Raw genomic sequence first — 26,003 nt, forward strand, 5'->3', positions numbered from 1 at the left:
TTTACATATAATAAAATAAGTTATTGACAAAAAGTAAGTATGTAACTTATACTCAACACAAGAGGAAAAGAGATTACGCAAACAGATACGAAACCCGATTACGAATCGGATACGTACATCATTCATGAGATAAAATGTGAACCAGGTGAAGGGGTTACGAAATACATTCATGAAGAAAAAAATTTAGCATAATATCTTTAATCTAAGAATACTATTTTGTATATATTGAATGGAGGAAAAGAAAATGTTGGATGTAGGCTTGTTGTTGATTCGTTTGGTGATTGGATTGTCGTTCATGGCGCACGGGGCTCAAAAACTGTTTGGATGGTTCGGGGGATACGGAATCAAGGGAACCGGAGGCTGGTTTGAATCGATGGGGATGAAACCCGGCGCATTGGTTGCGTTACTGGCAGGGCTTGCTGAATTCGGAGGCGGATTGCTGCTGGCTCTGGGTCTGCTCACACCGGTAGGCGGCATTCTGATTGCTCTGACTATGGTTATTGCCATTGTGAAGGTTCATGGTGCGAACGGATACTGGTCCACGCAAAACGGATTTGAATATAACCTTGCGATCCTGGTGATTGGTGTAGCAGTAGCTTTGACAGGTGGAGGACAATACGCTCTGGACGCATTGATTTTCTAAGAGCGGCACGCGAAATGAATAATGAGTACCTGGACGCCATAATGATGGCAGAAGGGTGCTCTTTTTTTGCAATCGGAAAAGAGAAGAATCTGCTGTACGTAATCGGTTATTTTCGGTAAAGATTATGGTACAATAGGAAAGTTGGATACTAAATCAGGTCTACGGCATGAATGGAAGCACAATGCTTAGGGAGGATGAACTCCGTTGTAAATGTGTAAAATTAACATAGGATGCTTAATTGCCTCATGTGCGAAAATGCGAATGTACAATCAACCGGCATAGCCGGATTGCATAAAGATTGAATGGTAGACCGGCCTTGCCGGATTAACGTGAATGAACGGACGAAAGGGATAGAATCTATGAGCAAAGCTGCAGATAACATTCTTCAACAGGAAGTGGACAAACGCCGGACGTTTGCCATTATCTCTCACCCGGATGCGGGTAAAACGACATTGACCGAGAAACTGTTGCTGTTCGGGGGCGCGATTCGTCTTGCCGGTACAGTCAAAGCTCGGAAAGCAAGCAAACATGCAACAAGTGACTGGATGGAAATTGAGAAACAACGGGGGATCTCGGTAACTTCCTCCGTAATGCAGTTTGATTACCTGGGTCATCGCATCAACATCTTGGATACACCGGGTCACCAAGACTTCAGTGAAGATACGTACCGTACACTGACGGCTGCCGATAGCGCGGTCATGTTGATTGACGTGGCTAAAGGTGTTGAGGCACAAACCATTAAACTGTTCCAGGTTTGTGCGAAGCGTGGTATTCCGATCTTTACATTCATCAACAAGCTGGACCGTGAAGGACAAAGTCCATTTGATCTGATGGAAGAACTCGAAAACGTACTGGGTATTCGCTCCGTACCAATGAACTGGCCGATTGGTACAGGTCGTGAGCTATGCGGCGTCTACGATCGGATGAAAAATCAGGTGGAATTGTTCCAAGGGGACGATCACTCCACGATTAAAGTACAAAAAGTGGATGGATACGAAGATCCGATCATTCGTGAGATGGCAGGGGATTATCTGCATGATCAGCTGTGTCAGGACCTGGAGCTACTGGATGTTGCAGGAGACCAGTTCGACATGGAGAAGGTACAACGCGGTGAACTGACACCTGTATTCTTCGGCAGTGCCATCAATAACTTCGGCGTGCAAACGTTCCTTGAGAACTTCTTGCAGCTCGCACCGAAGCCGGAACCACGTCGCAGTACAGCGGGTGAGATTGAGCCAACGAATGAGAAATTCAGCGGTTATGTCTTCAAAATCCAGGCGAACATGAACCCGGCACACCGGGATCGTATCGCATTCCTACGAATTGTATCCGGTAAGTTCCAACGTGGTATGAGCGTGAAGCATAATCGTGTGGGCAAAGAAATTAAACTTTCGCAGCCTCAGCAATTTCTGGCACAGGATCGGGATATTATAGAAGAGGCTTATGCAGGCGATATTATTGGTCTGTTCGATCCGGGTATCTTCCGGATTGGCGATTCATTGAGCCAAGGTAGCGAGGTTATTTTTGATGAACTGCCGACGTTCTCACCAGAGATTTTTGCGAAAGTTACGGTTAAAAATGCATTGAAACATAAACAGTACCAAAAAGGGATTGACCAGTTGACCGAGGAAGGTACGATTCAGGTGTTCAACACGGTTAGCTTCGACGAGACATTGCTGGGCGTTGTGGGTCAGCTCCAATTTGAGGTATTTGAATACCGGATGAAAGGCGAGTACGGGGTAGACGTGCAGTTACAGCGCATGCCTTATCAATTTGCTCGCTGGATCGTGGACGAGAATCTGGACCCAAGTAAATTCCGGATCAACTCCGCTCTGGTGAAAGATAAAAAGGGCAATTATGTAGTCCTGTTCGAAAATGAATACGCGATGAGAACCGCAATGGACAAAAACCCAACGGCTAAATTCCTGGAGACAGCTCCATAAGTCGTTTATTTCTAAAATAGTAAAGACAGCAGAAGCAAATGACCTAAACCCTGATCTGAGGGGTTTAGGTCATTTTGTCGTTTCCGGGTTTTATATCATTAAGGTTTCCGCCGCATAGGAGAAAAAGGGAATAACATTCAGTCATCATTCAGTCTGCTCTCAGGTTAAATTCAGTTTGGCTGCCGATGAAAGTGGAGTGTACGGTACCGCTACTCATTTATGTACACAGAGAGAGGAGATCTATTTTGTCACTATCCATTAACAGGCATTCAATTACCACGTCCTATGATCATTCAGTAAAGGCAAACGAAAACAAGTTAAATAGCCTGGACTACAACACTGCACAAAAAAAAGCCGCTGATTCACTTGAATTAAGCAAAGAATTTGCAGAATATGCCGGTGGAGTACAGGCTTCACTCCCAACAGAAAATTACAGCAGAACCTTCAATCCAAGCGAGGACATGTTTGTACTGACTACGGATCAACAGAAATCACTGTTATCTGATCTGCAAAGTTATCTGGCTTCTTCAGATGCTTCAGCAACAACCAATGAGATTGGTGGCAGCACGGCGAGCCCTTTGGCTTCAATATCTGAATTATTATCTGGTCAGGACTTTTCAGCAGCATCGGACGAGGATATCTCCGATCTGTTTGACCAGGTAGCTGAAATCATGCAAAGCCAGCGCCCTGAACCTCCGCCTACCAATGATTCATCGCGCTCGGAACGCAATGGAACACCTCCAATGATGCAAGCGATGGGTGGGATTATGCCGCCATTTGCATGGAATATTCAAGAGAATTCTAACGAGCAGAACCAAGATAGCTCAATGAACAATGAGCTTACTGTTGATGAGAAGAAATCCTTGCTGAGTGAGTTGCAAAATCTCATTTCCAGCTCGGGAACAGGGGCTTCCTCTTCGGGTGAGGATGAAGAGAATGATCTGCTGGCTGCACTTAAGAATGCATGGGGGAATACGGACACATCCACTGCTGGAGATGAAGAAATATCGGCATTGTTTGATAAAATCGCCAAATTGTTTAATTGAACGGCGTTTTCCTTTTCTAAAACAACGGGTATACACAAACAAGGTACAGTCTCCTGAGTTATGCTCAGTGGCTGTACCTTGTTTGGTTGAGGAGCCCAATTAGTCTAATGGGGATAATTGCCTTGCTCTTCGAGCAAGGCATCATCCTGACCAATGAGCCAAAATCCTTCTTTGCAGACAGAACAACGTGATGATGGTACCTTTCCCTCCAAGACTTCAGTTAACTGATGGGTTGAACGGGAATGGTGTGCAGATGCTCCTGCGCGATTTGAATTAATTCTTCCTGCTTGGCAGGTTCCGTGTTCTTCCAGATCATTTCGAAAATGGCACCAAGTCCGGGTAATGCTGCTTCCGGTCCATCTACAGAACCTTCGATCATCTCCCGGAGCTGATCATCACTTTTATCATGAACCTTATGAACAATCGCTTCACGCAGGCTTAATGTAATGGGCATCGCAAGTCCCTCCTCGTATATTCGGCTGCTCTAATACTGTTCCCTGGGAAGCGTGAGCGCATTCAAGTTTATTGGGCTTTGTGGTATACTACGAAGGATATTTAAGTAAACATTCACCCTTTAATTGAAAAATGGACTACCAATAGATGCGTAATGCTGAAGTGCAGCGGGAGGTTAGACCCTAATGGCAAAAAAACAATATGCCGTCATTGGCATGGGACGGTTCGGATCAAGTGTAGCCAATGCGCTGAGCGGCATGGGATTCGACGTACTGGCCATTGATGCGGACGAGCAGCGGACCCAGGAAATGTCCAATGTGGTGACTCATGCCGTATCGGCAGATTCGACGGACGAAGAAGCGCTTCGTGCGCTGGGCATACGGAATTTTGATGTCGTCGTTGTGGCGATTGGTGAAGATATTCAGTCGAGTATTCTCACGACCCTTATTCTGAAGGATATGGGTGTACCTGTTCTGATTGTAAAAGCACAAAATGAGCTTCATGGTAAAGTATTGCAGAAGATCGGAGCGGACAAGGTAATTTATCCTGAGCGGGATATGGGACTACGCGTAGCCCATCATCTGACATCTCCAAACATTCTCGATTACATCGAGTTATCTGAGGATTACAGCATTTTGGAGATGAGAGCGTCCGAGCAAATGATTGGTAAAAATCTGCTGGAGCTAAATATTCGTGCACGTTTTGGGTGTAACGTGATGGCGATCCGGAGTGGGAATTCGATGAATATCTCTCCGTATGCGGAGGATCGGATTTCGGACGGGGATGTGCTGATCATTGTTGGTCACAAGGACCATTTGACGAAAATGGAGCTTGCGTATCCAAAGTGATAAGTATAATGTGATGGGATGATGGAGCAATCTTTGGTCGAAAAATCTTAATACGTCATGTAATATGTTGATAAAAAATCCCGCAGACGGGAAGGATGGAAAGATGGATATTGTATCACCGCAAAATACACGTGTGAAGGAATGGGCACAGCTGCTGGAGAAAAAGCACCGTAACCGTCAACATAAATATATTATTGAAGGTATTCATCTCGTACAGGAAGCGCTGCGTGCCGGGGCAGATCTGGAATGCATCGTTTACGATGGGGAGCAGGGTGTACCCAAGGAACTGGCTGGACTGGAGGCTCCACTTCAGCGTGTGGAATGGATCAGTGTATCTCCAGCGGTTATCGCCAAGTGTACGGATACGATGACACCCCAACCTGTTTTTGCCGTTGTACATAAAGGTCTTGAGGCGCTTCAAAGCTTGTTGTCTTCTTCCAAGGGGCTGGTCGTGGTATTGGACAATGTTCAGGACCCCGGTAATGTGGGAACCATTATTCGTAGTGCAGATGCAGCTGGTGCAGCTGGAGTTGTACTTGGCGCGGGCTGTGCTGATGTGTATAACCCTAAGACGATTCGTTCGACGATGGGGTCATTGTTTCATTTGCCCATTGTGGAGGGCCAGTTGGAGTCGTTGCTTCCCGAAGCGAAGGCTGCGGGCGTGAAGTTGGTTAGTACGTCTTTGCAGGCAGAGTATTCGTGCTACAGTTATGATTTTACACAATCGGTATGGCTTGTGATTGGCAACGAAGGTAAAGGTATCTCAGACGCTACGGCACGTTTGGTGGATGATGCGATTACGATCCCGATGCAAGGACAGGCAGAATCGCTTAACGCGGCAATGGCGGCAACGATTTTGCTGTTTGAGGCGATGAGGCAGCGGATGGTGTAGGAGAAGAAAATTGAAATTTCTATTCAAGTACTGTGTATAATTTTAAGAAAATGTAAACTTGTGTATACATTTGAGGGTTAAATGGGTATAATATAAGTGTAGCACATATTTAATGTGACTACTGAAAAATACGCGAAAGGCAGTATCTTTGCCGGCACTTTGCGTACCGCGCCGGGCGGCACTATCCATTTAATGGAGTGTAAAACAATGAAGGCGTATCTACGTCACAACCTACGCAATTGGGCGTTGTGTTGACTTGGTCCATCCCGCAGGGAGAAGGTACCCTGCCGTTGCCGGATTACTTTTCGTGAAACGACCTTGATCATATCAAGGTCGTTTCTCATTATTAGGAGATAATATTGTGTCATTATCTGTTTCTGATTTACTTACAATAGATTATATTCCAGAGCCGGAAGACCTCTCATTACAAACAATAGCTTTGTTTTATGAGGAACATTTAATGAACAAACAATTTTTATTTAGAGTGAAGCATAAGGTAGGCGAGATAAGAATCCGTTTTGAAGAGGGAACATTACCTCATCTAATGGCAATACATAAATTTATTAATGGTCAGGCAGGTAAGTCATTAATCGCACATCGAGGTATGATAAACGGACAAATAACTTTAGAATCCTTAAAACAAATGAATGTAGGTTCATACGAGAAGTTTAAGTATAGGATGACCTCACTCCCTTTGATTCATCAAATTGTAAATTGTGATATAGCGAAACCCACATTCATTGAATTAGATCCTAGAGAAAACGAAGCTAGGGCCAATTGGCAGGTATCAAATAAACAGTATGGAAAAATGTTTGTTCAACTTAAACTTCGCCTTGTAAAGGATGGATACCCAAATTGCTTTGCTCCTGTTTCTATCGAAATAAATAGGCAGCTACCACCAAAAAAACGGATAGGGGTAAAAGAAATTATTGAATTACCATTTGGGGACGGATGGCAATAAAGAACTTATATTTTTTATAATATAGAATGGAACAAAAAAATCAGCTTATTCCAACTCGAACGGCGAGTGAGGAATGAGCTTTTTTTATGTTCTGGAAATTTGAAATAAATAAATCGAACGATATGGAGCTGGTATGCCAATATATAGTGTAAGGAGGAAGGGGATGGATGATGAGTGAGGCAGAAAAGTACATAAAACTTGTGGAATTAACCCGGACTGGCAATTACGAAGCATACGGAGAGTTATATGAGCTAACGGTGATGGATGTGTATCGCACTGTCCGTTTTCTGATTCGTGACTCATCTGACGCGGAAGATCTGGTACAGGAAATCTATATTCAGGCTTACCGTTCCTTGGAGCGTTACGATTCGGAGAGAGCGTTTCGTCCATGGTTAATGGGTGTGACGATGCGGCAGGTTCGAAGTTACCGGCGCAGACGGATGACACAATTTCGTTTTAGCAAGCGGCTGGAGAAGTCTGATACGGGGCTGGAGTATGATTTTTCCGGTGACTTAATCAACAAACTGGCAAATCGTCCTTTGCTTGAACAGGTGCACCGCTTGCCATACAAGCTCCAGCAGGCCATCACTCTTCACTATTTGAACGAGTATACGCAAGAGGAGATTTCATGCATATTGGACATTCCGCTAGGAACGGTGAAATCTCGTATTCATGCGGCATTAACCAAGCTGAGGCAGAATCAGAAGTTGGACCTAGGGATTCGGGGAAAGGTGGAGGATTTGCATGAATCTCGATGAACAGCTGCGAACAACCTACAAGGAAGAGACCAAAGACTGGAACATTTCTGATAGAACAAAACATAAAATCTTGCATGCTATTCGAAGTGAATCACGTTTTAAAAAAAATCAAAAAAAATGGCTGGTTACTGTGCTGCTGGCTGCTGTGCTCATCATCCCTACTGGAGCCTATGCGGGGTATACCTATTTGGCTAACGAAATGTATGGTTCACAGGAAAATATATCAGCGGTGGGTGGAACATCGGAGGATTATATGAGACTGGAAGAGAAGCTCCAGACAGCCAAAGCACATTTAAGTGAGGAGGAATTCATTCAATTTATGGATCTGATGAAGCAAATGGGGCAAATGGCTTTGAAGTATGCGGATCAACAGGGAGAGATGCATCCTGAGCAATGGAGTGTCACAGAACAGACGGAATTTAATCGTCTTACTGCAGAACTGGAACCGTTTTTTAAAAAGCTGGAAGCAGCAAGTGTAGACTCTCCAAAAGAACCTTTGGACCAGGAGCAATTTTGGAAGGAACAGCTAGCAATGGCAGAGACGAAGTTTTCCAAGGAGCAGTTTACCGAGTTCAAATCGTTGTATGAACAGATGAAGCACTATGAAGCCATGGTGATGGATCAGGATGGGAACATCCATGAAGAACGATTGTCTGCGGAGCAGAAGAAAGAACTGAAGCAGGTACGTGAGCAGATTTTTCCCTTCTTGGAGAAGTTGGGACTGGATGTACGCAAACCGGGGGAGTAGCTTAAGTAGTGTTCAGGAGCTGAGGAGCGAAAGGATGCCATACCTTTTGCTCCTTTTTTTATTGGATGACCTTCCTGACCTTTTAATCTCCCCTGTACTTTCAGTCGATACTGATGCGGCGGGGTGTCTGTTGCATTGCGGAAGAATTTGCAAAAGTAAGACGGGCTGGACATGCCTACACGGTGGCCAATTTTCGGAATAGTATATGCTGTACCTGTGAGTAATACACAAGCATGACGAATACGGGTTGCTGACGACTTACCGGATGTTATTCATGTGGGTCATGCACGGCAAGTGGAGAATGTGCTAAACGCCGTAGAGACAGGATCACCCCTTCTGGTGGATGGGAAGAGTGGCTTCTCTAATTAACCCTAAGTAGGTTATCTCATGGACAAGGCAGAATCCGACGTAACTACGACATATTGGCAGGCTGTCATGCAGAAGCTGGAAAACAAATTGCCAGAGATGAAAAAAACATTGGAGATACATGTCCTCATTTAGACGGTGATGATGGGAAGTATGATAACATCAACACTGATTGGTTGGTTTCAGATTTCTAGCCGGGTATGCTGTGGATTATGTACAATATGTTATGATAGAAAATATACCAGGACGAGGCATGGTCGTGGAATGAAATTTCGGAGCACTAATTTATAAGACCAACCCCGAATCTTCATCGCGTTTAACCGAGGTTCATCCAGATACACCGTATGAAAGGAATATTTTCTATGTAGAGCCCATTGTAATGGAACGATATTTGGAAGCGTTCCCGGACCGCCGTGCTTTTTTTCGAGGTTGTGGAAAGATAGGAATCAACAGCAGGTTTTGGATTTGAGTTCATCTATGGAGCAGGAGGAACATGCGAGGCAAACACACTTGGTCGAATCACGTCAATTAAGACATGCGGAGAAGATGATGCATTGGATTGAAGAGCACTACATAGATGAAATCAGACTGGATCATATGGCGAATGATATTCATTTATCCAAGTCTTATGCTTCCCGTATCTTTCAGCCAGAAACAGGAAGCAGTATTACGGACTGCGTCACCGCCCGAAGACTCAAGCAGGCATATCTTCTGCTGGAAACGACAACTCTTTCCGTTGAAGATATTGGCAGACGAGCTGGATTTCCCAATGGATCTTATTTCATTCAATTATTTCGCAATTCGGCGGGAACGACTCCGCTACAGTATTGGCAGTATTTTGAACGCAGCAGCAGATATTAAATAACATGAAAGTAACTGCTGATGTTATTAAAAGTATCGTCAGCTACAGCCACTTATCGGCCCACCGTTCCACGGCGCTTAATGCGCGCCCCAGCTCTGTGCCTTTTCGTGACAACATATATTCTGTCCTAACAGGGCGTTCCGTAACCACATGACGGACGACAAGTCCCTCTTCCTCCAGTTCCTTCATCCGTTCATTAAGTACCCGTTTGCTCAGGTCCGGAATATAAGCGTGAATTTCACTGAATCGTTTGGGTTCTTCCATCAATGTATGAATAATGAGGGCTACCCATTTCCGGCCAATGATCTGATAAGACTGTTCCACCTTTTCGCATATTTGCTTGGCATTCTCATCATCGCTCATAAATAGTGCTCCTTTGATTTAGTTATGCTTATTATAGCATTAGTATACTTATTGTAACCTGAGTGTCCACATGCCCTATGTGTAAAATGTCACATACCAATTGTTCTTAATGTTACCACATAAAGCGTTAACATTAAATAAAAACCCTATAAACACTGGTGTTCACAGGTTGGACACGATTGTTGACGAATTGTGACGACAGGTGTAAGATGGGAAACGTCAATTCAATTGGTTACAATTTATAACCTTGATTAAGGTTGTGGAGAGAAGGAATGTTCCATGTTTAATTCAGGTCAGATACACAAGCGGAGGTAAGGCGGGGAACTCCCCCACTAATTCCGTCTTTTGTCATGCTTGGATTTGAACATTTTGCAACATCATATACTATACTGCACAGATCACAGGAGGCACTCCAATGGATGCAATGACATTTGTCCTGTTCGGGGCAACAGGCGATTTAGCCAAACGCAAGATTTACCCTGCATTATATAACTTGTACATGGATCAGAAAATGCCGAAATCCTTCTCCGTTATCGGATTGGGACGACGTGAATTGTCGGATACGGACTTCCAGGTGAATGTTGAAAAGTCACTGCATGAATTCTCACGTCAGACGCCGGAAGAAGCATCTCAGGTTCGTGATTTCATTGGAGCTTTCCGTTATTGTTCTTTAAATAATACGAAGCTTGAAGATTACACTAAACTGTTGGAGTTGGTTCAACAGCGTGAAAAAGAGCTTAACATTCCCGAAAACCGCATGTTCTACATGTCGGTGGCACCGGAATTCTTTGAGCCAATCGCATTAAACATTCAAGAAAGTGGCCTGGGTAGCACTAAAGGCTGGAAGAAACTGATTATCGAAAAACCATTCGGACATGATTTGCAATCGGCTCGTGATCTGAACGAAAAACTCAGTAATACCTTTGCGGAAGAAGAAATTTACCGTATTGACCATTTCCTTGGTAAACCGATGGTTCAAAATATTGAAACCCTCACTTACGCGAATCCGGTTATTCAGGCTTTGTGGTCCAACCGTTACATTGCCAACGTACAGATTACAGCAAGTGAAACAGTTGGTGTTGAAGAACGTGCCGCGTATTATGACCAAAGCGGTGCCCTTCGTGACATGTTCCAAAACCATATGCTTCAGTTGCTGATGATGATTGGTTTGCATTTGCCAAAACGCTGCACACCGGAAGAAATTCAATTCAAAAAGCAGAAGATCGCTGAAGCTCTTCGTCCATTGACGAAAGAGAATATTGCTTCCGAAGTTGTTCGTGCCCAATACGCAGCAGGTGAGCTGCAAGGTACTTCTGTTGTTGGATATCTGGACGAGCCTGACATTCCAGCTGGTTCTCAGAATGAAACATATGTTGCCGCGAGACTGTGGATCGATGATCCATTCTGGAGTGAAGTTCCATTTTACATTCGTACAGGCAAACGCCTGGCTGAAAAATCAACCAGAATTGTTGTTGAATTCAAGGCTCCACTGAAAACAGGTCATGAATCCGAAAATACAACAGAGCCTAACCTGCTAACGATTGAAATTGGTCCGAAAGAAAGCATCTCGCTTCAATTAAATGCGAAAAACCCACTTAACCAAGGCGAAGTGGAACCGATGCATATGAGCTTTAACTCAGGTGAACGCAACATTCCGGAAGCTTACGAAAACCTGATCTTTGACGCGATGCGTGGAGATTCTACATTCTTTGCTCACTGGAACGAAGTTGAACTGGCTTGGCAATGGGTACAGCCGATCTTGGAAGCATTCCAGGAGGGCAGTGTGCCACTCGATACGTACAGTGCAGGTTCGCAAGGACCGGAGTCAGCAGATCGTCTGATTGCAGAGAACGGCTACCGTTGGTGGTAAAAGTAATGTAAGAGCAGCATCAGAGAAGAGAACACTACAATTTATTCTGCTCGATAAATACAAATTTTTATGAAGTACACCGTTCCAATTTTGCATAAGTCCTTCCGGTAATACCCGGAAGGCCGCGAAAATTTTTAAATATAGATGGCCGACGCACTTGATTTGCCTAAGTAGCGACGTAGTGTAGGGGACGGAATCGATTCTGTAGAAGCGAAGCGTTCGCCTTTGTATCCAAATTTCATCAATTTAAAGGCTGATGAAAAGAAATTTGGATACAACAGCGATCGAAAGAACGATCCGTAACCGGAGCGGTTGCAGCGAAACGGGAATGTAGTCTGGTGCTCTGCACAAAGATGAAATTTAAACATTGTTCATAACAGGAGGAACTTAGCAATGAAACTTGGACTTATTGGATTAGGTAAAATGGGATTGAACCTGGGTAGAAACCTGATTGACCACAAACATGAAGTGGTTGCTTTTGACCTTAACGCTGAAGCTGTTAATGAAATGAAAGAATACGGCGCAGCAGGCGTATCTTCTTATACAGAAATGGTGGCTTCCCTTGAATCCCCACGTGTATTGTGGATCATGGTTCCTCACAACGTGGTTGACGCTGTACTGGCTGAAGTGAGCCCACTGTTGTCCAAAGGCGACATCATCATCGAAGCGGGTAACTCGCACTACAAAGAGTCTATCCGTCGTTACGAAGAAATGAAACCTAAAGGCATTCACTACATGGATGCTGGTACATCCGGCGGTATGGAAGGCGCACGTAATGGCGCATGTTACATGATCGGTGGCGATCCTGAAGCTTGGGCAGTAGTTGAGCCTGCGTTCAAAGATACTTCCGTTGAAAATGGTTACCTGTATGCAGGTAAAGCGGGTAGCGGTCACTTTTTGAAAATGGTTCACAACGGTATCGAGTACGGTATGATGGCTTCCATCGGTGAAGGATTCGACGTTTTGGAGAAAAGCGGCTTCGATTTCGACTTCGAACAAGTTGCTCGCGTATGGAACAACGGTTCCGTTATCCGTTCTTGGTTGATGGAATTGACAGAGCGTGCATTCTCCAAAGATGCTAACCTGGACGAAATCAAAGGCGTTATGCATTCTTCCGGTGAAGGACGTTGGACGGTTGAAACAGCATTTGACCTGCAAACTGCTACGCCAGTTATCGCGTTGTCCCTGTTGATGCGTTACCGCTCCCTGGAAACAGACACGTTCACAGGTAAAGTTGTCGCAGCATTGCGTAATGAATTTGGCGGCCACGCAGTAGAAAAAAATTAATTCATATATAACTGTTAACATATACGGATGATTGGGTAATGATGAGTATAGTTGTTTACCAATTCATCAAGTGGAGGGAACATATCATGAAATTTTTCTTGGATACAGGTAATGTTGAAGAAATCAAACGGATCGAACGTCTGGGTCTGGTGGATGGAGTCACGACCAACCCGTCTTTGATTGCCAAAGAAGGTCGCGTATTTAAAGAAGTGATTCAGGAGATCTGTGGCGTTGTTAAAGGCCCGGTCAGTGCTGAAGTGATCGGACTTAAAGCAGAGGATATGTTGAAGGAAGCTTATGAAATTGCAGAATGGGCACCGAATGTAGTGATTAAACTACCGATGACCGAAGATGGACTCTATGCTTGTCATGAACTGACCCAAAAAGGAATTAAAACCAATGTAACGCTGATCTTCTCTGCAGCACAGGGTCTGATGGCGGCGAAAGCTGGCGCAACCTACATCAGTCCATTTGTTGGCCGACTGGATGATATTGCGGTGGATGGTATGAAGCTGATTCGCGATCTGCGTCTCATTCTCGATACGTATGATTTGCCTTCCGAAATTATTGCAGCAAGCATCCGTAATATCAAACATGTGGAGGATGCAGCTCTTTCCGGTGCGCATATCGCGACCATTCCGGGTTCGCTCCTGCCAACATTGTGGAAACACCCGCTGACAGACAGCGGCATTGAGCGCTTCCTGAAAGATTGGGAGTCCGTTCCGAAATAATAAAATGTGGACAGGGATCTGATTCCTCAGAGCCATATTCCATTAAAAAGCCTTCCGTCTTGCAGACAAAATCTGCTGGCGGAAGGCTTTTTTAGTTGTAAGTGATGATATCCCCGTACGAGCAGGTGCTGTCCTTCTTTTTCGGGACAACAGTGCATAAGGATAGTATATAGCCTATAGCTCATCCCGCAGGGGAGGGACGCCCGATGATGAGGAGACGATGGCGAAGCCGAAGACGCCGCAAGCCGCCAAGTGGCAGGCGCAAAATTTGGTTGATTATTTTATTGGTATCAGCGTTTTGTTTGATGCAGGGTTTTGCCTATGTCGATAAGAAAATGAAACCGCCCATTATGCACCTTGCCAAAATCAGAGTGAAGCAAATCGCAACGGAAGCGATCAACAAGGCGATTACAGCACAGGTTTCCGAAGGCAAATCCACCGAAGGATTGATTGACTGGAAAACGGATACGGCTGGGAAAGTGTCCGGATTCATGCTGAATTACGATGAGCACATGCGGATCACTGCAAGTACGATGAACATCGTGCAATCCACTTTGCAGAACGTGCATATGTTAAAAGAAAAAATTCCGCTGGGGCAAGCGTTGGGCAGTCCGGTACTGGCATCCTTTGGTCCAAGTATCCCGGTTCGTATTGAGCCTCAGGGAGCCGTCAAGGTAGATCTGAACACCCGTCAGCAGAATGCCGGCATCAACATGATTCTGGTGGAAGTGTACATTCACATCATTGCCGAAGTCGCGGTAGTGGTGCCCTTTGACATGGAACCTGAGACCGTCGATACGGAAATTCCGATATCTTACCTGTTGGTGGTCGGGGATGTGCCGATGTACTACTACGATAATCAGGGCAAGCCGGTGGGCAGCAACGGCAGTAATGCACCTGCAATTGCACTGCCATCGGGTCAGACGGGTGTTTCGAGTGGTCATGGAGGAACGCCTAATTCAACCTCTCCCAATCAGCAGCAGGCTCCAGCAAACGGTCTGAACGGAAATGGACTGGAGGTTGAGCCGGATTTGTCTGATCCCAACGAGGGATTGAAGCTTGACGTGGAAGTGAACCACTAATGAATCAAAGGTAAATATCGAATACAAAACGGGACCCCTAAGATAGAGGTCCCGCTTTGTATTAAAATTCATCTGAATACTAAGTAGATACTTTTTATCCTTTATTCCAACCTCATTTTGCCTCATTTGCTTTTGGCTTTCTTCTCTTTACGTTCTTCCTGCTCCCAATGCTTCAGATGAGGGTAAGGATCGAACGACCATTCATTCAGCCCGCTGTCACGATAAATGCCATAGTGCAGGTGAGGCGGAAACTTGCCTTGTGTACCTGGTTTTCCATACCCCGAACTGCCCACCCAGCCCAAAACCTGACCAGGGGTAACCACTTCACCGATATGGGCGTTTTTGTCAAAGCCAGATAGATGAGCGTAGTAGTGGTAATGGTTGTTCAGATCACGAATACCGATCCGCCAGCCGCCAAACGGATTCCAGCCTTTGATTTCAACGACACCGTAACAGGTACTGCGCACAGGCAGGCCATGTGGTGCAAAAATATCCGTGCCTTCATGAATACGGTACCCACCCCAACTGCGTTTGGTTCCCCAGGTGCTGCGATATGAATAGTTGGTTCCGAGAGGGACGGGAAAAGCGTGACCAAAGAGATCGAGGCTGTCAAAATGCTCATATAATTTCGCAAATTGTTGAATGCGCTGCACCGCCCTGGAGTTATGATAATATTCCCATAGAGCGATGTTGAAATCCTCCTGCTTGGTCCCATAATTCTGAATAATGGAAGCCATGCTGTAAAGTACGTCGAGGTCATTATTGGCATCTGCTACACCATCACCAGAACCATCACGACCATACCCATTGAAAAAGACAATGGAACCCGGGTGTTGATCCGTCTCATCCGGATTTAGCCAGCCTCTCCAGGCTGGAGAGGTCATGAATATGCCGGTCAGCCGATCCGGATGTTTACGATCTTTCGGATGAGCACGCGAGATGGTTCGTTCATATTGATCAATCGCTGCGAGCCTGTACCAGGGAATTTGGGTCATCTGACCAATGCTTTCATATAGATGTCGGCGCGAAGCGAAAATGTCCGCTGGTTTTTGCTCTACAGCCTGAGGTTTGGAATCAGCGGCGGTGGGTTCACCGTAAACATCAACAGGCAAGAATGGGAGAAGCAGTGTGCCTGCAAGCAATGTTTTGATCCAAAAGGAATACGTTAACCGCGATGTAAAGCGATCTTGCACAGGGAAGCAGCCCCCTTTCCAATGAGATGATGCACATGGTGCCCGGTGAACCAAGCTATAACCTAGCGTTCTTCAAAAGTCTTCATTTTATCCATGTAAGACATGAATGCACAAGATGTGACAAATGGGGGTTTTTCCAGCGCTTTCATGGTATAATATGTTCCGAGCAACAGCCTAACTTCAGTAGAAAGAAGGTTTATGCATTGGCTAAACGTGTTAAAGAACCGAAACCGGACTGGATTCGGATCAAATTGACAACCGGCGATAACTATCAGGAAATGAAAACGATGATGCGTTCCAAAACGCTGCATACAGTATGTGAGGAAGCACGCTGCCCGAATATTTACGAATGTTGGGCTAATCGGACGGCTACTTTTATGATTTTGGGCGACATTTGCACACGGGCATGCCGTTTTTGCGCGGTAAATACTGGCTTGCCAACGGAACTTGATTTGCAGGAACCAGAACGCGTGGCAGAAGCGGCAGAACAGATGAATCTGCAGCACTGCGTAATTACGAGCGTGGCGCGTGACGACCTGAAGGATGGAGGAGCGACGATCTTTGCGGAGACGGTGAAGGCCGTTCGTCGTCGTTTGCCTTTATGTAGCGTAGAAGTATTGATTCCGGACTTTTTGGGTGACCGGGATTCCTTGCAGATTGTGATGGATGCCAAACCGGATATCTTGAATCATAACATCGAGACAGTAGAGCGGCTATCGGACAGAGTCCGTGCCAAGGCGAAATACAAGCGTTCACTCGAACTGCTTGCTCGTGCCAAGGAAATGCAGCCAAATATCCCGACGAAATCGAGCATCATGCTTGGTGTAGGGGAAGAATATCATGAAATTCTGCAAACGATGGATGATCTGCGCGCTGTGGATTGTGATATTATGACGATTGGTCAATACTTGCAGCCATCAGAGAAACATCTGTTTGTAGAGAAGTATTATCCGCCAGAAGAGTTCGCATCGTTGAAGCAGGAAGGACTGAAGCGTGGATTCAGCCACGTCGAATCCGGACCTATGGTTCGTAGCTCCTACCATGCCCATGAACAAGTGAAATCTGCTGCGAAAAATACTGAAAAGGCGGCATCTCACGCATAATGGAGGAGACAGGTTTGGAAGAAGAAAAAGGTTCAGAAGAGATTCAGGAATCGGTTCAGGAGCCTGTACAGGACAAACCCCATGAACCGGTTATTGTTCAAATCGGCGGAAAGAATTACGAAATCGTGCAGAACCACAAAGAAGGCTGGAACCCTGAAGTTTTCCGTGACCGTTACAGCGAAGTGCTGGAGCGGTACGATTACATTATTGGGGACTGGGGTTACAGCCAACTGCGGTTGAAAGGTTTTTACCGGGACAATCATCCCAAAGCAACGAAGGATTCCACGATCTCCAGCATGGTGGACTATATCAATGAATATTGCAATTTTGGCTGTGCGTACTTTGTGCTTCAGAAGAGCAAAGATCAGCCTCAAGCCAAAGCAAAAAGCGGTTCCTGAGAAGGACCGCTTTTTTTGTTGCGTATATTTTAGTCCAAAAAAGCTGTGCGAACTCTGTTCCAAAACGGATAGGGCCGGAAACGGGCAAAACTGACCTTGTGACGGGCCACCTGGCAGCGTACGGATATGAGATCTTCCACCATAACGTTTACGTGGTCAATGGTAAGCAGCAACCGCTGATCCTTGCGTGAGAAGATATCACAGTGATGATGCTTGGGCAAAATAACCGGTGAACCCAGCGTCCGATAAACGCGGTTATTAATCGAAGCAATCTCGGCGATTTGAATGGCCTCGATCGTTGGATGCACCATGGCGCCGCCAAGCGCCTTGTTGTATGCCGTACTGCCTGAAGGGGTGGATACACAGATACCGTCTCCCCGGAACATCTCAAACGTCACGTCATTAATGTCGACCTGAGCAACGACTGTACCGTCTACACCTTTTAACGTAAATTCGTTGAGTGCGATATAGGAGGTGTTGCCCGACTTTTTACGAATCTCAAGCTCCAGCAGCGGATACTCCACAATCCGGGGTTTGAGTCGTTCCGGGTCGCCTTTGCCGCTCATCAATCGAACCAGTTCCTGTAATTCTTCCTTCTTCCAATCGGCATAAAAGCCGAGATGGCCTGTATGAACCCCAACAAAAGCAATGTCCGGGATGCGGTCGATGAAATTGTGAAATGCTTGCAGCATCGTACCATCGCCTCCGATGGAGATAACAATCTCCGGCGATTCTGCATCCAGCTTAAACCCTTCCTCTTTGGCCAGCGCATGAAACTGCTGACTGAGATCAATCGATAACTGGTCTCCGCGGTCTTGAACATAGTATCTCAAGATGAAAGCTCCTTTGTGGTCATTATACTACCGATGATAATCAATTCCAGGGAAGAACACAACGTTGGATTAATATTCGGTTGAATATGAACGCACAAAATGGCTTATTTTTTCATACGTCGGGGTAAGAAAAAGGGACTTAGTAGAGAAAGCAGCAGCAGTAAAAGTAATACGCCTCCAAGAATACCGATTCCCGAAAACAGGATCTGTCCCCAGTCTGGTGTGTACGAAAATAATTCTGGCTTGGCACCCGTTTGGAACCAAACAGGCCATTCTGATCCACCCATCAACGGCAGCCATAACAAAAGTACAAGTATGGGTGCAATGAGAGCATGGATTGCTCTGGCAAACAGAAAGGGGCCATATCTCATTGGAGTGTTGCTAAGAACACTCATAATCTGGGCATGAACGGATAATCCCCCCCAGGAGAGGACGAAAGCAGCAGCAGCAGCTTTGTACACGAGCGGAATGGATATGCCCGCCCCTCCTGCTTCTTTGGCTCCCAAAGTGACTTCGAATAACCCGCCTACGAGACTGTGGGATAAGGCAGGGGGGAATCCCGTATATAGAAGCAGTTGTTCCGTAATGGCATATAACCCGCCTAACCATCCAGTTTGAACGAGTAACTCCATCATAACGGAGAAGAATACAACTAACCCTCCTACGATAATAATAAGGCGAAGGGATGAGGAGACGGCCTGGCGCAGCAATTCACCAAATGCCCGTCCATCAGCCTTTCTTGCCTCGTGCATGGCATATATGGCTCGGAGCAGTCTGTTCCTGTGTACCCCTTCAGAAGCGGAGGGAGAGTCGTTGATCGACTTTTTATCCTTTGCTGAGATGCCGCCATGGAACCGCATGAGCAGGCCCACAAGAAATGCAGCACCATAATGCGATGTGACCAGTATGGGAGCAATAGCTACATTATGAAAAAAACCGACCGATACGGCTCCAATCATGAAGATAGGATCGGATGATGTGGTGAAAGCAACGAGGCGTTCACCTTCTTCCCGAGTAAGCAATTTTTGTTCCCACAATTGGGCAGTCAATTTGGCTCCAGTGGGATAACCGGAAGCACAACTGACAGCAAATACAAAGCCCCCGCTTCCGGGAACGCGAAATAGTGGACGCATCAGTGGATTCAAGAGCGTACCCAAAAAATGAACAATACCGAAGCCGAGAAGCAGCTCGGATAACACCAGAAAGGGAAAAAGGGAGGGAAAAAGCACGTCCCACCAAATGGATAGTCCACGTACACTTGCATGCCAGGTTTCCGCAGGAAACAGCACTATCAGCACACACAGGATCAGGAGAGCTAGTGGGATCAGGACATGGGTGATTCGTTGTGAAGCGGCCATGAATTCTTCTCCTTTATTTTTGAAATGGTCAGTGTGCAGCAGATCGCGGGTGTTGTTGCCATCAATATATGAGACAAAGCGGACAAACAGTACAAATTAATGTTTAGAAAGCGCTTGCAAAAATGGCTGTGTTTTTAAGAGATCTATGCTAAAATGATAAAAACGCCTGAACGTCACCTAATCATGTAGAAGGTGGAATTAAATCGGATGGAGTGATGATTATGAGTCTTGTCACCGGAATCCTGGTTTGTGCTTTTGTTTATGTTATACGTGCCTCGCTTGTGCGCTCTGAAGAAGAGGACTGGCGAAGTTATTAATGAAATATCTGGTGCGCCAAACCTCTTGTTTGGCGCTTTTTTTGTGCCTTCAGTATGAGATAGACCTGTTTGAGCCATGGCTATGTGGGACCATAACCCTTTCATGTTATATAGGACTTTTGGGATTTTTTTGATAGAATGAAGAACAAGGCGTTCGTGGCCTTGTTCTTCATTCTCCTTTCATAATTAAGCATGGGAGTGTAATATATGTCAAAATTCGACACCTGAAAGGAGGGAAAAGCGGAATGAATCCTAGTTTGAGCATCTACGACAATCTTGGTGGAGAGGCAGGCGTTCGCGCACTGGTTGAAGCTTTTTATCCGATTGTTCAGCAGAATGAGAAGCTGGCACCTCTTTTTCCGGAGAATATTCAGCCGGTAATCGACAAGCAATACATGTTTTTGTCTCAGTTCTTCGGTGGTCCTGCATTGTTTTCCGAGGCTTTTGGTCATCCGATGATGCGTGCCCGCCATATGCACTTTGAAGTGACGGTTGAACGGGCAGAAGCTTGGCTGGCATGTATGGATCAGGCGTTGACGCAAGTTGGTGTGGAAGAGCCGTTGCATTCTTTCGTTCTGCAGCGATTGTCGGGGCCAGCACATCATTTTGTAAATACACCTTAGTTCCGATTACAAGCTTGTGGGAGAGGGATGGAATGAGTGGAATTAGAGCCTCTGTATAAGGTAAAGGTGAAGTGTCATTATTGCGAGACCGAGTATGATACCTCACGCGTAAGACCAAGCTTGAAACGGCCATACCGGACGGATTCCGATTTTTGCGCGTACTACAAGCGGGAAAATCCAGATTTCTATGTTGTTCGAATCTGTCCGGATTGTGGATTCGCTTCGACGGAGAATTCGACGGAACAATTAAACGATAAACAGCGCAAGGCTTTCAAGGAGCAGATCGGCAATCGTTGGGTGAAACGAGACTATAGCGGAGCGCGGACACTGGAACAGGCGATGGATTCGTACAAGCTTGGACTGCTGTGCGCGCAGGTTATTCAGGAGAAAGATCGTGTCGTTGCGGGTCTGCTGCATCATATCGCCTGGCTGTATCGTTACATGGAGGATCATACCCAGGAAAACCGTTTTCTTGAATTTAGCCTTGAGGCTTATGTAAAGGTTTATGAACGGGAAGGTACTGGAGGGAATGAAGCCAAGCTTCTTTATCTGTTGGGAGAGTTGAACCGCAGGGTAGGGCGATTCCATGAGGCTGTAAAATGGTTCGGCAGAGTTATTCATGACAAGCGCATTACCGATGCTGCCATGATTCGTGCTTCGCGAGAGCAGTGGGCATTACTGCGGGAACAGATGATATCGAGCAAGCTGGAATTGCCAGATGAAATGATTGAAGCAGACAAAGAGGCTGCGAAACGCAGCCCCATTTGATAAGTGACAGTTGTTCTCTAATTGCGGACAGGACGACTGGATAGCAGGTAATCACTATCATTGTCGATCACGGTCATGCTGGCATTACAACAAGGAAAGACCAGTAATTTCTTTTTGCCTTCGCGAATGCGTACAAGCTCCTTCGGTTTGAGCGGCAGCAGTACATTGTTTGCATGGCAGTACGGACATTGCTGTACATAAATGTCCCCCATTACAATATCGTAAGGCCAGCTGTTCTCAAAGGGGATCATTCTTGCTCGCCTTCTGTAGAGGCAGGTTTAGCCGCTTCTTCTTTGGCCAACTCGGCGATTTTCTGCATCAGGATATGCTGCGGCATATGCATCAGATGTTCGAGGGGAACACCTAGAGATTCTGCTAATTTGACGGCTGTGTCAGCCGAGACTTGTAAAGGTTTCATACGATTACCTCCTGAAAATAGCTTAAACTATTTCTCTAGTATAGAGATATAGCGCTTATAAAACCAGTTCTAATTCAAGGTTAATTATCCATTCTACTGAGAGAGGTGCCTTATTCAAATGAAAACACCATTACAACCCGTCTGGGATCTGGAGTCCATTTTTAGTGGAGGTTCTGCCTCCGAGTCGTTCGCTGCGTATTTGATTGAGCTGGAGCAGGATGTACGCAAGCTGCAAGCTCTTTTGAAAGAAACACCTGCACCCCAATCGCTTGAAGAAACGAATGCGTTTGATTCGATCCTTGAACTGCTTCAGAGCTGTTATATCCGAATTTCGGAAGGTTCCGCATTTGTGTCCTGTCTTTCTTCACAAAACCAAAAGGATAAAAAGGCAGTTCAGCTTCAGGGAACCATTAGTTCTCTTTCTGCGATGTTTAACAGTACCAAGTCCCAATTCGATAATACGCTTAGCCAGACGACAGACTCTGTATGGGAAGCATGGATTGCTCGGGAAGATATTCAGCCGCTTGCCTTTGCACTGAACGAGAGTCGCACGCAAGCTCGTGAGAAACTTTCACCTGAACTTGAAGGTCTTGCGCTGGATCTAGGTGTAGATGGTTACCATGGGTGGGGCAAATTCTATAACACCATTGTAAGCAAGGTTAACATTCCATTTGAGCAAAATGGTGAAACGGTAATGTTGTCCGCAGGTCAGGCTGCCAATAAGTTGAGCGACAGTGACCGGAATGTCCGCGAGACTGTATTCGCTAAATGGGAACAAGCCTGGACGGATGTCGAAGACTTCTGCGCAGATACATTAAACCACCTCGCAGGCTTCCGTCTCAAATTGTATGAGAAGCGCGGCTGGGATGATATTCTCAAGGAACCTTTGGCGATCAACCGGATGTCGCGTCAGACGCTTGATACGATGTGGGACGTAATTAACGGTGCCAAACCTGCGTTGGTTCGATATTTGGAGCGCAAGGCGAAACTGCTTGGTGTAGAGAAGCTCAGCTGGAGTGACGTGGATGCACCTGTAGGCAAGTCGGGTGGAAAAGTCACCTATGACGAGGCAGCCATCAATATTGTTGATCAATTCGCCAAGTTCAGTCCCAAACTTTCCAAATTTGCAGAGATGGCGTTTGAGAAACGTTGGATCGAAGCAGAGGACCGTCCTGGCAAGCGTCCAGGGGGATTCTGTACGTCCTTGCCACTCAGCAAAGCAACACGTATTTTCATGACCTTCTCTGGGACGCCGTCGAATGTGTCGACACTTGCCCATGAACTTGGTCACGGATATCATCAGCACATTATGGAAGAACTGCCGGCCTTGAATCAACGCTACGCCATGAATGTGGCGGAAACGGCATCTACCTTTGCTGAGTTGATTGTAGCTGATGCACTGGTTCAGGCAGCAACGGATGAGCAAGAGAAGCTTGCTCTGCTCGAAGACAAGATTCAACGAAGCGTTGCATTTTTTATGAATATTCACGCTCGTTTCCTGTTCGAAAATCGGTTCTATGAGCAACGCAAACAAGGTTTGGTGAATGCAGATGAGTTGTCCAAACTGATGGTGGAAGCACAGCAAGAAGCGTTCTGTGGTGCGCTTGCATCTGATCATCCGCATTTCTGGGCTTCCAAGCTGCATTTCTATCTGACAGGTGTACCATTCTACAACTTCCCGTATACGTTCGGATATATGTTCAGTGCAGGCATCTACGCCAGAGCGCAGGAGGAAGGCACGGCATTTGCCGATAAATATGATGATTTGCTGCGAGATACAGGCCGAATGACGGTAGAGGAACTGGCTCAGAAACATCTGGGTACAGATCTCACACAACCGGATTTCTGGCAAAATGCAGCGAACCTGGTTATTGCCGATATTGATCAATTTCTTGAGATGACAGAATCCGCAAAATAGTATTCCTATATATGAAATAAGGCTGCAATCCTGTGTAAATGCATACGGGGTTGCGGCCCTTTTTGTGTTTTTAAAAGGTAGACGCTCGCTAAATAATTTGTCGCAATTGAGAGAAATAACTCGCTAAAAGGACGCAAAATGGCAATCAATTGTGCAAATTATAGTTATAATTACCCAAGTTTGTTTGACTTTGTTGAATGCCCACATTTGTTGTCATATAATGAGTCGTAAGTCCTTGTTTTGTAGGATGAAGTGCATAAAGGAGGAGCGTTATGGTAAAAATTGACCAGCTTTCATTAGCACGGCAGTTGGATCTGGTGTTCAAAGAGCTTGATCATGAATTATCAGGATTAGATTCAGGTGTTGTTTTTGTGCAAATACGAAATAATGTAATTGGGAAGTTTGGGATTCGACATAATCCGATAACCGGACGTGACGGTCAAATGGAAGTGGAGGACGGTGGATTAAACGAAACCCAGCGCTCTTCTTTCCGCGCAATGGCACTGGAAACTTTGAAATTCAAGCGAAATTGGACTCATGGAGAAATTGCATATGATTTTACAGTAAGACAAGGCATGATTCTGGTTGATGCCACGATGGAGTCCAACTATAATATGGCGAACCTGATGATTCGTTATCCAAGAACCAATACATACATGGATTCAGGCATGGAGTCGTCTTCATAATTGTGATGAGCACAGGAAAGCGGCACTTCCGAGGAAGGCCGCTTTTTGTTGTTGCATATACGAGCACGAATTACGAGCTTACGAACGACCCGATAATTGCTGCTCAGCGATTTGGACCAGACGTTTAGTGATGTAACCACCCAGAGAACCTGTCTCACGGGAAGTGTAGTTACCGTAGTAACCGTCTTGGGGAATAGTTACACCCAGCTCTTGTGCAGCTTCAATTTTCAATTGTTGCAATGCTGCGTTTGCTTGGGGAACAACCAGATTGTTGGAGCGGCTTCCGCTACCTTGGTTTTGACCTCCGTACATGTGTGTCACCTCCTTATGGCTTGGTGATGTTAGTATGGTTAGAGAATGAGGAAATATGCATGATATGGCGTAAGGGAAAATTTGGATAATAGAAATAAGATATAACATGAAAAAAGCCGACCCAGTATGGATCGGCTACATAGAATAAAAGGAAAAAATAGGGGTTATGTTCCCTAGAAGGTCCCTGAGAGTATAAGATTACTACTCGGTTGGCGGAACAATCTCAATACGTGTAAATAGCTCAACGGGCTGTTCAGGTTCTAGACGAATCAGTCCCGTTTGCGCGTCTGTTAAATTCAAATTGGGTGCATCAGGAAGCCATGTGTAGGGTTCAATGCATAGGAATTGATCGGATTCGCCCTTTGTAAAGAGGACCCAGTGTTTGAAAAATGCTTCATCCGCTGAATATTTCAGCGTATATCCATCCTGTCTGCGCAAGTGAGCTACTGCTGGTTGTCCTTCGGCAGCTTTCAAAATGGTATCCCAGTTTCGTCCTTGCATGTTCATGCCTTCGTTCAAAGAAGACCATTCTCCAAGAGATTCAATCTCACCTGTAGGCAGTTGTTCATCATTCTGAGCGTAAATTCCGGACACAGGAAGTTGAAGTGTCCATTCGGCAGGTTTGCCGTCAAGCAGAAACCATGTATGATATCCCATTCCAAAAGGAGCAGGAGTGGAGCTCAGATTGGTCACACGCAGACGCTGGCTTAACACCGCGTTTTGTAGTCTGAACGTCATCTCAAGCTTCAAAGGAATTGGAAATTGAGCCATCCAATGCTTTTCATTTTCAGTTAATAATTCCGTTGTGATTGCACAGCCATCTTCATCTTCTTCGATGTCACTGACACACCAGGACTGGCTGCGGTGGAGGCCGTGAATATGGTTGTCATTGGCCGTATTCTGATCGAATTGGTAATGGACTCCCTCATATTCGAATTGTCCTCGATGAATGCGGCCTGGCGGAACAAGAAGCGGAACGCCGAAGTGATACGGCTTCTGCAAATAAAAGGCAAGTTCGTCTTCTTCCGGACTGCGAACGACATCACGGCCCTGCACCAGATCGCGAATCGAGATAATATTATTTCCAAGACGCGGCAGCAGGGTAATCTCCAATTCACGGCTATGTAGGATATACGTGTCGTAACCATTCCATTGGCCTTTGGTCACTTTTTTCATATCGATGCTCCTTTTCCCACTTGAAATCTGTCTGCAAACGGCTAATG

Annotated in this window: 28 protein-coding genes and 1 pseudogene; 19 read left to right on the top strand and 10 right to left on the bottom strand. The window is 45.7% G+C overall.

Features of this window, described 5'->3' with window-relative positions; all coding sequences use genetic code 11:
• The first annotated feature begins 244 nt into the window (after nucleotides 1–244).
• From BMW94_RS26905 to BMW94_RS26915, 3 genes are all read left to right on the top strand, one after another.
• Nucleotides 245–643: a DoxX family protein gene (locus BMW94_RS26905; protein ID WP_091001791.1), complete on the top strand. Its 399-nt coding sequence runs from the start codon at nucleotides 245–247 to the stop codon at nucleotides 641–643.
• Between the two features lie 359 nt (nucleotides 644–1,002).
• Complete coding sequence (locus BMW94_RS26910) at nucleotides 1,003–2,586, top strand: peptide chain release factor 3 (protein WP_091001792.1); 1,584 nt, start codon at nucleotides 1,003–1,005, stop codon at nucleotides 2,584–2,586.
• A 245-nt stretch (nucleotides 2,587–2,831) separates the two neighbouring features.
• Nucleotides 2,832–3,632, top strand: coding sequence for a hypothetical protein (locus tag BMW94_RS26915; RefSeq protein WP_091001793.1), 801 nt, complete (start codon nucleotides 2,832–2,834; stop codon nucleotides 3,630–3,632).
• A 220-nt stretch (nucleotides 3,633–3,852) separates the two neighbouring features.
• Here the strand turns inward: BMW94_RS26915 and sspI are convergent, their stop codons facing one another.
• Nucleotides 3,853–4,086 (bottom strand): small acid-soluble spore protein SspI, encoded by a 234-nt coding sequence (gene sspI / locus BMW94_RS26920; protein ID WP_024634144.1) that lies wholly within the window; start codon nucleotides 4,084–4,086, stop codon nucleotides 3,853–3,855.
• Between the two features lie 184 nt (nucleotides 4,087–4,270).
• Here sspI and BMW94_RS26925 point away from each other — a divergent pair, with 184 nt between their 5' ends.
• The 5 genes from BMW94_RS26925 to BMW94_RS26945 all read left to right on the top strand — a co-directional run bounded on the left by BMW94_RS26925 (nucleotide 4,271) and on the right by BMW94_RS26945 (nucleotide 8,292).
• Nucleotides 4,271–4,933, top strand: a complete 663-nt coding sequence (locus BMW94_RS26925; protein WP_091001794.1) for a potassium channel family protein — start codon at nucleotides 4,271–4,273, stop codon at nucleotides 4,931–4,933.
• A gap of 103 nt (nucleotides 4,934–5,036) precedes the next feature.
• Nucleotides 5,037–5,825, top strand: coding sequence for a TrmH family RNA methyltransferase (locus BMW94_RS26930; RefSeq protein ID WP_091001795.1), 789 nt, complete (start codon nucleotides 5,037–5,039; stop codon nucleotides 5,823–5,825).
• Between the two features lie 361 nt (nucleotides 5,826–6,186).
• Complete coding sequence (locus tag BMW94_RS26935; RefSeq protein WP_091001796.1) at nucleotides 6,187–6,786, top strand: PBECR4 domain-containing protein; 600 nt, start codon at nucleotides 6,187–6,189, stop codon at nucleotides 6,784–6,786.
• A gap of 167 nt (nucleotides 6,787–6,953) precedes the next feature.
• Nucleotides 6,954–7,544: a sigma-70 family RNA polymerase sigma factor gene (locus tag BMW94_RS26940; RefSeq protein WP_175480868.1), complete on the top strand. Its 591-nt coding sequence runs from the start codon at nucleotides 6,954–6,956 to the stop codon at nucleotides 7,542–7,544.
• Entirely contained in the window at nucleotides 7,531–8,292 is a 762-nt protein-coding gene (locus BMW94_RS26945) for a DUF3600 domain-containing protein (protein ID WP_091001797.1), read from the top strand. The genes BMW94_RS26940 and BMW94_RS26945 overlap by 14 nt, the downstream gene beginning before the upstream one ends.
• 164 nt (nucleotides 8,293–8,456) lie before the next feature.
• On the opposite strand, the pseudogene BMW94_RS31400 reads toward BMW94_RS26945, so the two are convergent.
• Nucleotides 8,457–8,564: pseudogene (locus BMW94_RS31400) on the bottom strand (hypothetical protein); the annotation flags it as partial.
• A gap of 559 nt (nucleotides 8,565–9,123) precedes the next feature.
• On the opposite strand from BMW94_RS31400, the gene BMW94_RS26950 reads away from it, so the two are divergent.
• A complete protein-coding gene (locus BMW94_RS26950; protein WP_139209438.1) occupies nucleotides 9,124–9,519 on the top strand; it encodes a helix-turn-helix domain-containing protein in 396 nt (131 codons plus the stop codon).
• A 43-nt stretch (nucleotides 9,520–9,562) separates the two neighbouring features.
• Here BMW94_RS26950 and BMW94_RS26955 read toward each other — a convergent pair whose 3' ends face one another.
• Entirely contained in the window at nucleotides 9,563–9,883 is a 321-nt protein-coding gene (locus BMW94_RS26955) for a winged helix-turn-helix transcriptional regulator (protein WP_024632671.1), read from the bottom strand.
• A 415-nt stretch (nucleotides 9,884–10,298) separates the two neighbouring features.
• On the opposite strand from BMW94_RS26955, the gene zwf reads away from it, so the two are divergent.
• The 4 genes from zwf (at nucleotide 10,299) to yunB (ending at nucleotide 14,853) form a co-directional block, all read left to right on the top strand.
• Nucleotides 10,299–11,753: a glucose-6-phosphate dehydrogenase gene (gene zwf, locus BMW94_RS26960; protein WP_091001799.1), complete on the top strand. Its 1,455-nt coding sequence runs from the start codon at nucleotides 10,299–10,301 to the stop codon at nucleotides 11,751–11,753.
• A gap of 393 nt (nucleotides 11,754–12,146) precedes the next feature.
• Nucleotides 12,147–13,040, top strand: coding sequence for a phosphogluconate dehydrogenase (NAD(+)-dependent, decarboxylating) (gnd, locus tag BMW94_RS26965; RefSeq protein ID WP_091001800.1), 894 nt, complete (start codon nucleotides 12,147–12,149; stop codon nucleotides 13,038–13,040).
• A gap of 86 nt (nucleotides 13,041–13,126) precedes the next feature.
• Nucleotides 13,127–13,771 carry a fructose-6-phosphate aldolase gene (gene fsa / locus BMW94_RS26970; RefSeq protein ID WP_024632668.1) on the top strand — a complete coding sequence of 215 codons (645 nt, stop codon included), beginning with the start codon at nucleotides 13,127–13,129 and terminating at the stop codon, nucleotides 13,769–13,771.
• A gap of 206 nt (nucleotides 13,772–13,977) precedes the next feature.
• Nucleotides 13,978–14,853: a sporulation protein YunB gene (gene yunB, locus BMW94_RS26975; protein ID WP_175480869.1), complete on the top strand. Its 876-nt coding sequence runs from the start codon at nucleotides 13,978–13,980 to the stop codon at nucleotides 14,851–14,853.
• A 122-nt stretch (nucleotides 14,854–14,975) separates the two neighbouring features.
• Here yunB and BMW94_RS26980 read toward each other — a convergent pair whose 3' ends face one another.
• Nucleotides 14,976–16,046 carry a M23 family metallopeptidase gene (locus tag BMW94_RS26980; RefSeq protein ID WP_091001801.1) on the bottom strand — a complete coding sequence of 357 codons (1,071 nt, stop codon included), beginning with the start codon at nucleotides 16,044–16,046 and terminating at the stop codon, nucleotides 14,976–14,978.
• Nucleotides 16,047–16,249: 203 nt separating this feature from the next.
• Between BMW94_RS26980 and lipA the strand changes: the two genes are divergently transcribed.
• Both lipA and BMW94_RS26990 read left to right on the top strand, forming a co-directional pair.
• A complete protein-coding gene (gene lipA, locus BMW94_RS26985; protein WP_091001802.1) occupies nucleotides 16,250–17,149 on the top strand; it encodes a lipoyl synthase in 900 nt (299 codons plus the stop codon).
• Between the two features lie 14 nt (nucleotides 17,150–17,163).
• The gene (locus BMW94_RS26990; RefSeq protein ID WP_254790387.1) at nucleotides 17,164–17,547 is read left to right on the top strand and encodes a YutD family protein; all 384 of its coding nucleotides are present in this window, start codon (nucleotides 17,164–17,166) and stop codon (nucleotides 17,545–17,547) included.
• Nucleotides 17,548–17,576: 29 nt separating this feature from the next.
• On the opposite strand, the gene BMW94_RS26995 is transcribed toward BMW94_RS26990, so the two are convergent.
• Nucleotides 17,577–18,380 (bottom strand): NAD kinase, encoded by an 804-nt coding sequence (locus BMW94_RS26995; protein WP_091001803.1) that lies wholly within the window; start codon nucleotides 18,378–18,380, stop codon nucleotides 17,577–17,579.
• Between the two features lie 104 nt (nucleotides 18,381–18,484).
• On the bottom strand, nucleotides 18,485–19,738 hold the full coding sequence (ylbJ, locus tag BMW94_RS27000) for a sporulation integral membrane protein YlbJ (protein ID WP_091001804.1): 1,254 nt from the start codon (nucleotides 19,736–19,738) through the stop codon (nucleotides 18,485–18,487).
• 562 nt (nucleotides 19,739–20,300) lie between these two features.
• Between ylbJ and BMW94_RS27005 the strand changes: the two genes are divergently transcribed.
• Both BMW94_RS27005 and BMW94_RS27010 read left to right on the top strand, forming a co-directional pair.
• A complete protein-coding gene (locus tag BMW94_RS27005; RefSeq protein ID WP_024634405.1) occupies nucleotides 20,301–20,678 on the top strand; it encodes a globin domain-containing protein in 378 nt (125 codons plus the stop codon).
• 36 nt (nucleotides 20,679–20,714) lie between these two features.
• A complete protein-coding gene (locus BMW94_RS27010; protein WP_091001805.1) occupies nucleotides 20,715–21,446 on the top strand; it encodes a DUF2225 domain-containing protein in 732 nt (243 codons plus the stop codon).
• A gap of 17 nt (nucleotides 21,447–21,463) precedes the next feature.
• Here the strand turns inward: BMW94_RS27010 and BMW94_RS27015 are convergent, their stop codons facing one another.
• Both BMW94_RS27015 and BMW94_RS27020 read right to left on the bottom strand, forming a co-directional pair.
• The gene (locus BMW94_RS27015) at nucleotides 21,464–21,697 is read right to left on the bottom strand and encodes a hypothetical protein (protein WP_063566143.1); all 234 of its coding nucleotides are present in this window, start codon (nucleotides 21,695–21,697) and stop codon (nucleotides 21,464–21,466) included.
• Nucleotides 21,694–21,864, bottom strand: a complete 171-nt coding sequence (locus BMW94_RS27020) for a YycC family protein (RefSeq protein ID WP_064506463.1) — start codon at nucleotides 21,862–21,864, stop codon at nucleotides 21,694–21,696. Before BMW94_RS27020 ends, BMW94_RS27015 begins: the two co-directional genes overlap by 4 nt.
• A gap of 118 nt (nucleotides 21,865–21,982) precedes the next feature.
• On the opposite strand from BMW94_RS27020, the gene BMW94_RS27025 reads away from it, so the two are divergent.
• Both BMW94_RS27025 and BMW94_RS27030 read left to right on the top strand, forming a co-directional pair.
• A complete protein-coding gene (locus tag BMW94_RS27025; protein WP_091001806.1) occupies nucleotides 21,983–23,782 on the top strand; it encodes a M3 family oligoendopeptidase in 1,800 nt (599 codons plus the stop codon).
• 272 nt (nucleotides 23,783–24,054) lie between these two features.
• Complete coding sequence (locus BMW94_RS27030; RefSeq protein WP_063566141.1) at nucleotides 24,055–24,468, top strand: hypothetical protein; 414 nt, start codon at nucleotides 24,055–24,057, stop codon at nucleotides 24,466–24,468.
• Between the two features lie 78 nt (nucleotides 24,469–24,546).
• Here BMW94_RS27030 and BMW94_RS27035 read toward each other — a convergent pair whose 3' ends face one another.
• Together BMW94_RS27035 and BMW94_RS27040 are read right to left on the bottom strand one after the other, a co-directional pair.
• The gene (locus BMW94_RS27035; protein ID WP_063566140.1) at nucleotides 24,547–24,780 is read right to left on the bottom strand and encodes an alpha/beta-type small acid-soluble spore protein; all 234 of its coding nucleotides are present in this window, start codon (nucleotides 24,778–24,780) and stop codon (nucleotides 24,547–24,549) included.
• Nucleotides 24,781–24,981: 201 nt separating this feature from the next.
• On the bottom strand, nucleotides 24,982–25,956 hold the full coding sequence (locus BMW94_RS27040) for an aldose 1-epimerase (RefSeq protein WP_091001807.1): 975 nt from the start codon (nucleotides 25,954–25,956) through the stop codon (nucleotides 24,982–24,984).
• Nucleotides 25,957–26,003: the final 47 nt, after the last annotated feature.

The sequence above is a fragment of the Paenibacillus sp. OK003 genome, from assembly GCF_900109515.1.
In the GTDB taxonomy this organism is placed as follows: Bacteria; Bacillota; Bacilli; order Paenibacillales; family Paenibacillaceae; genus Paenibacillus; species Paenibacillus marchantiae.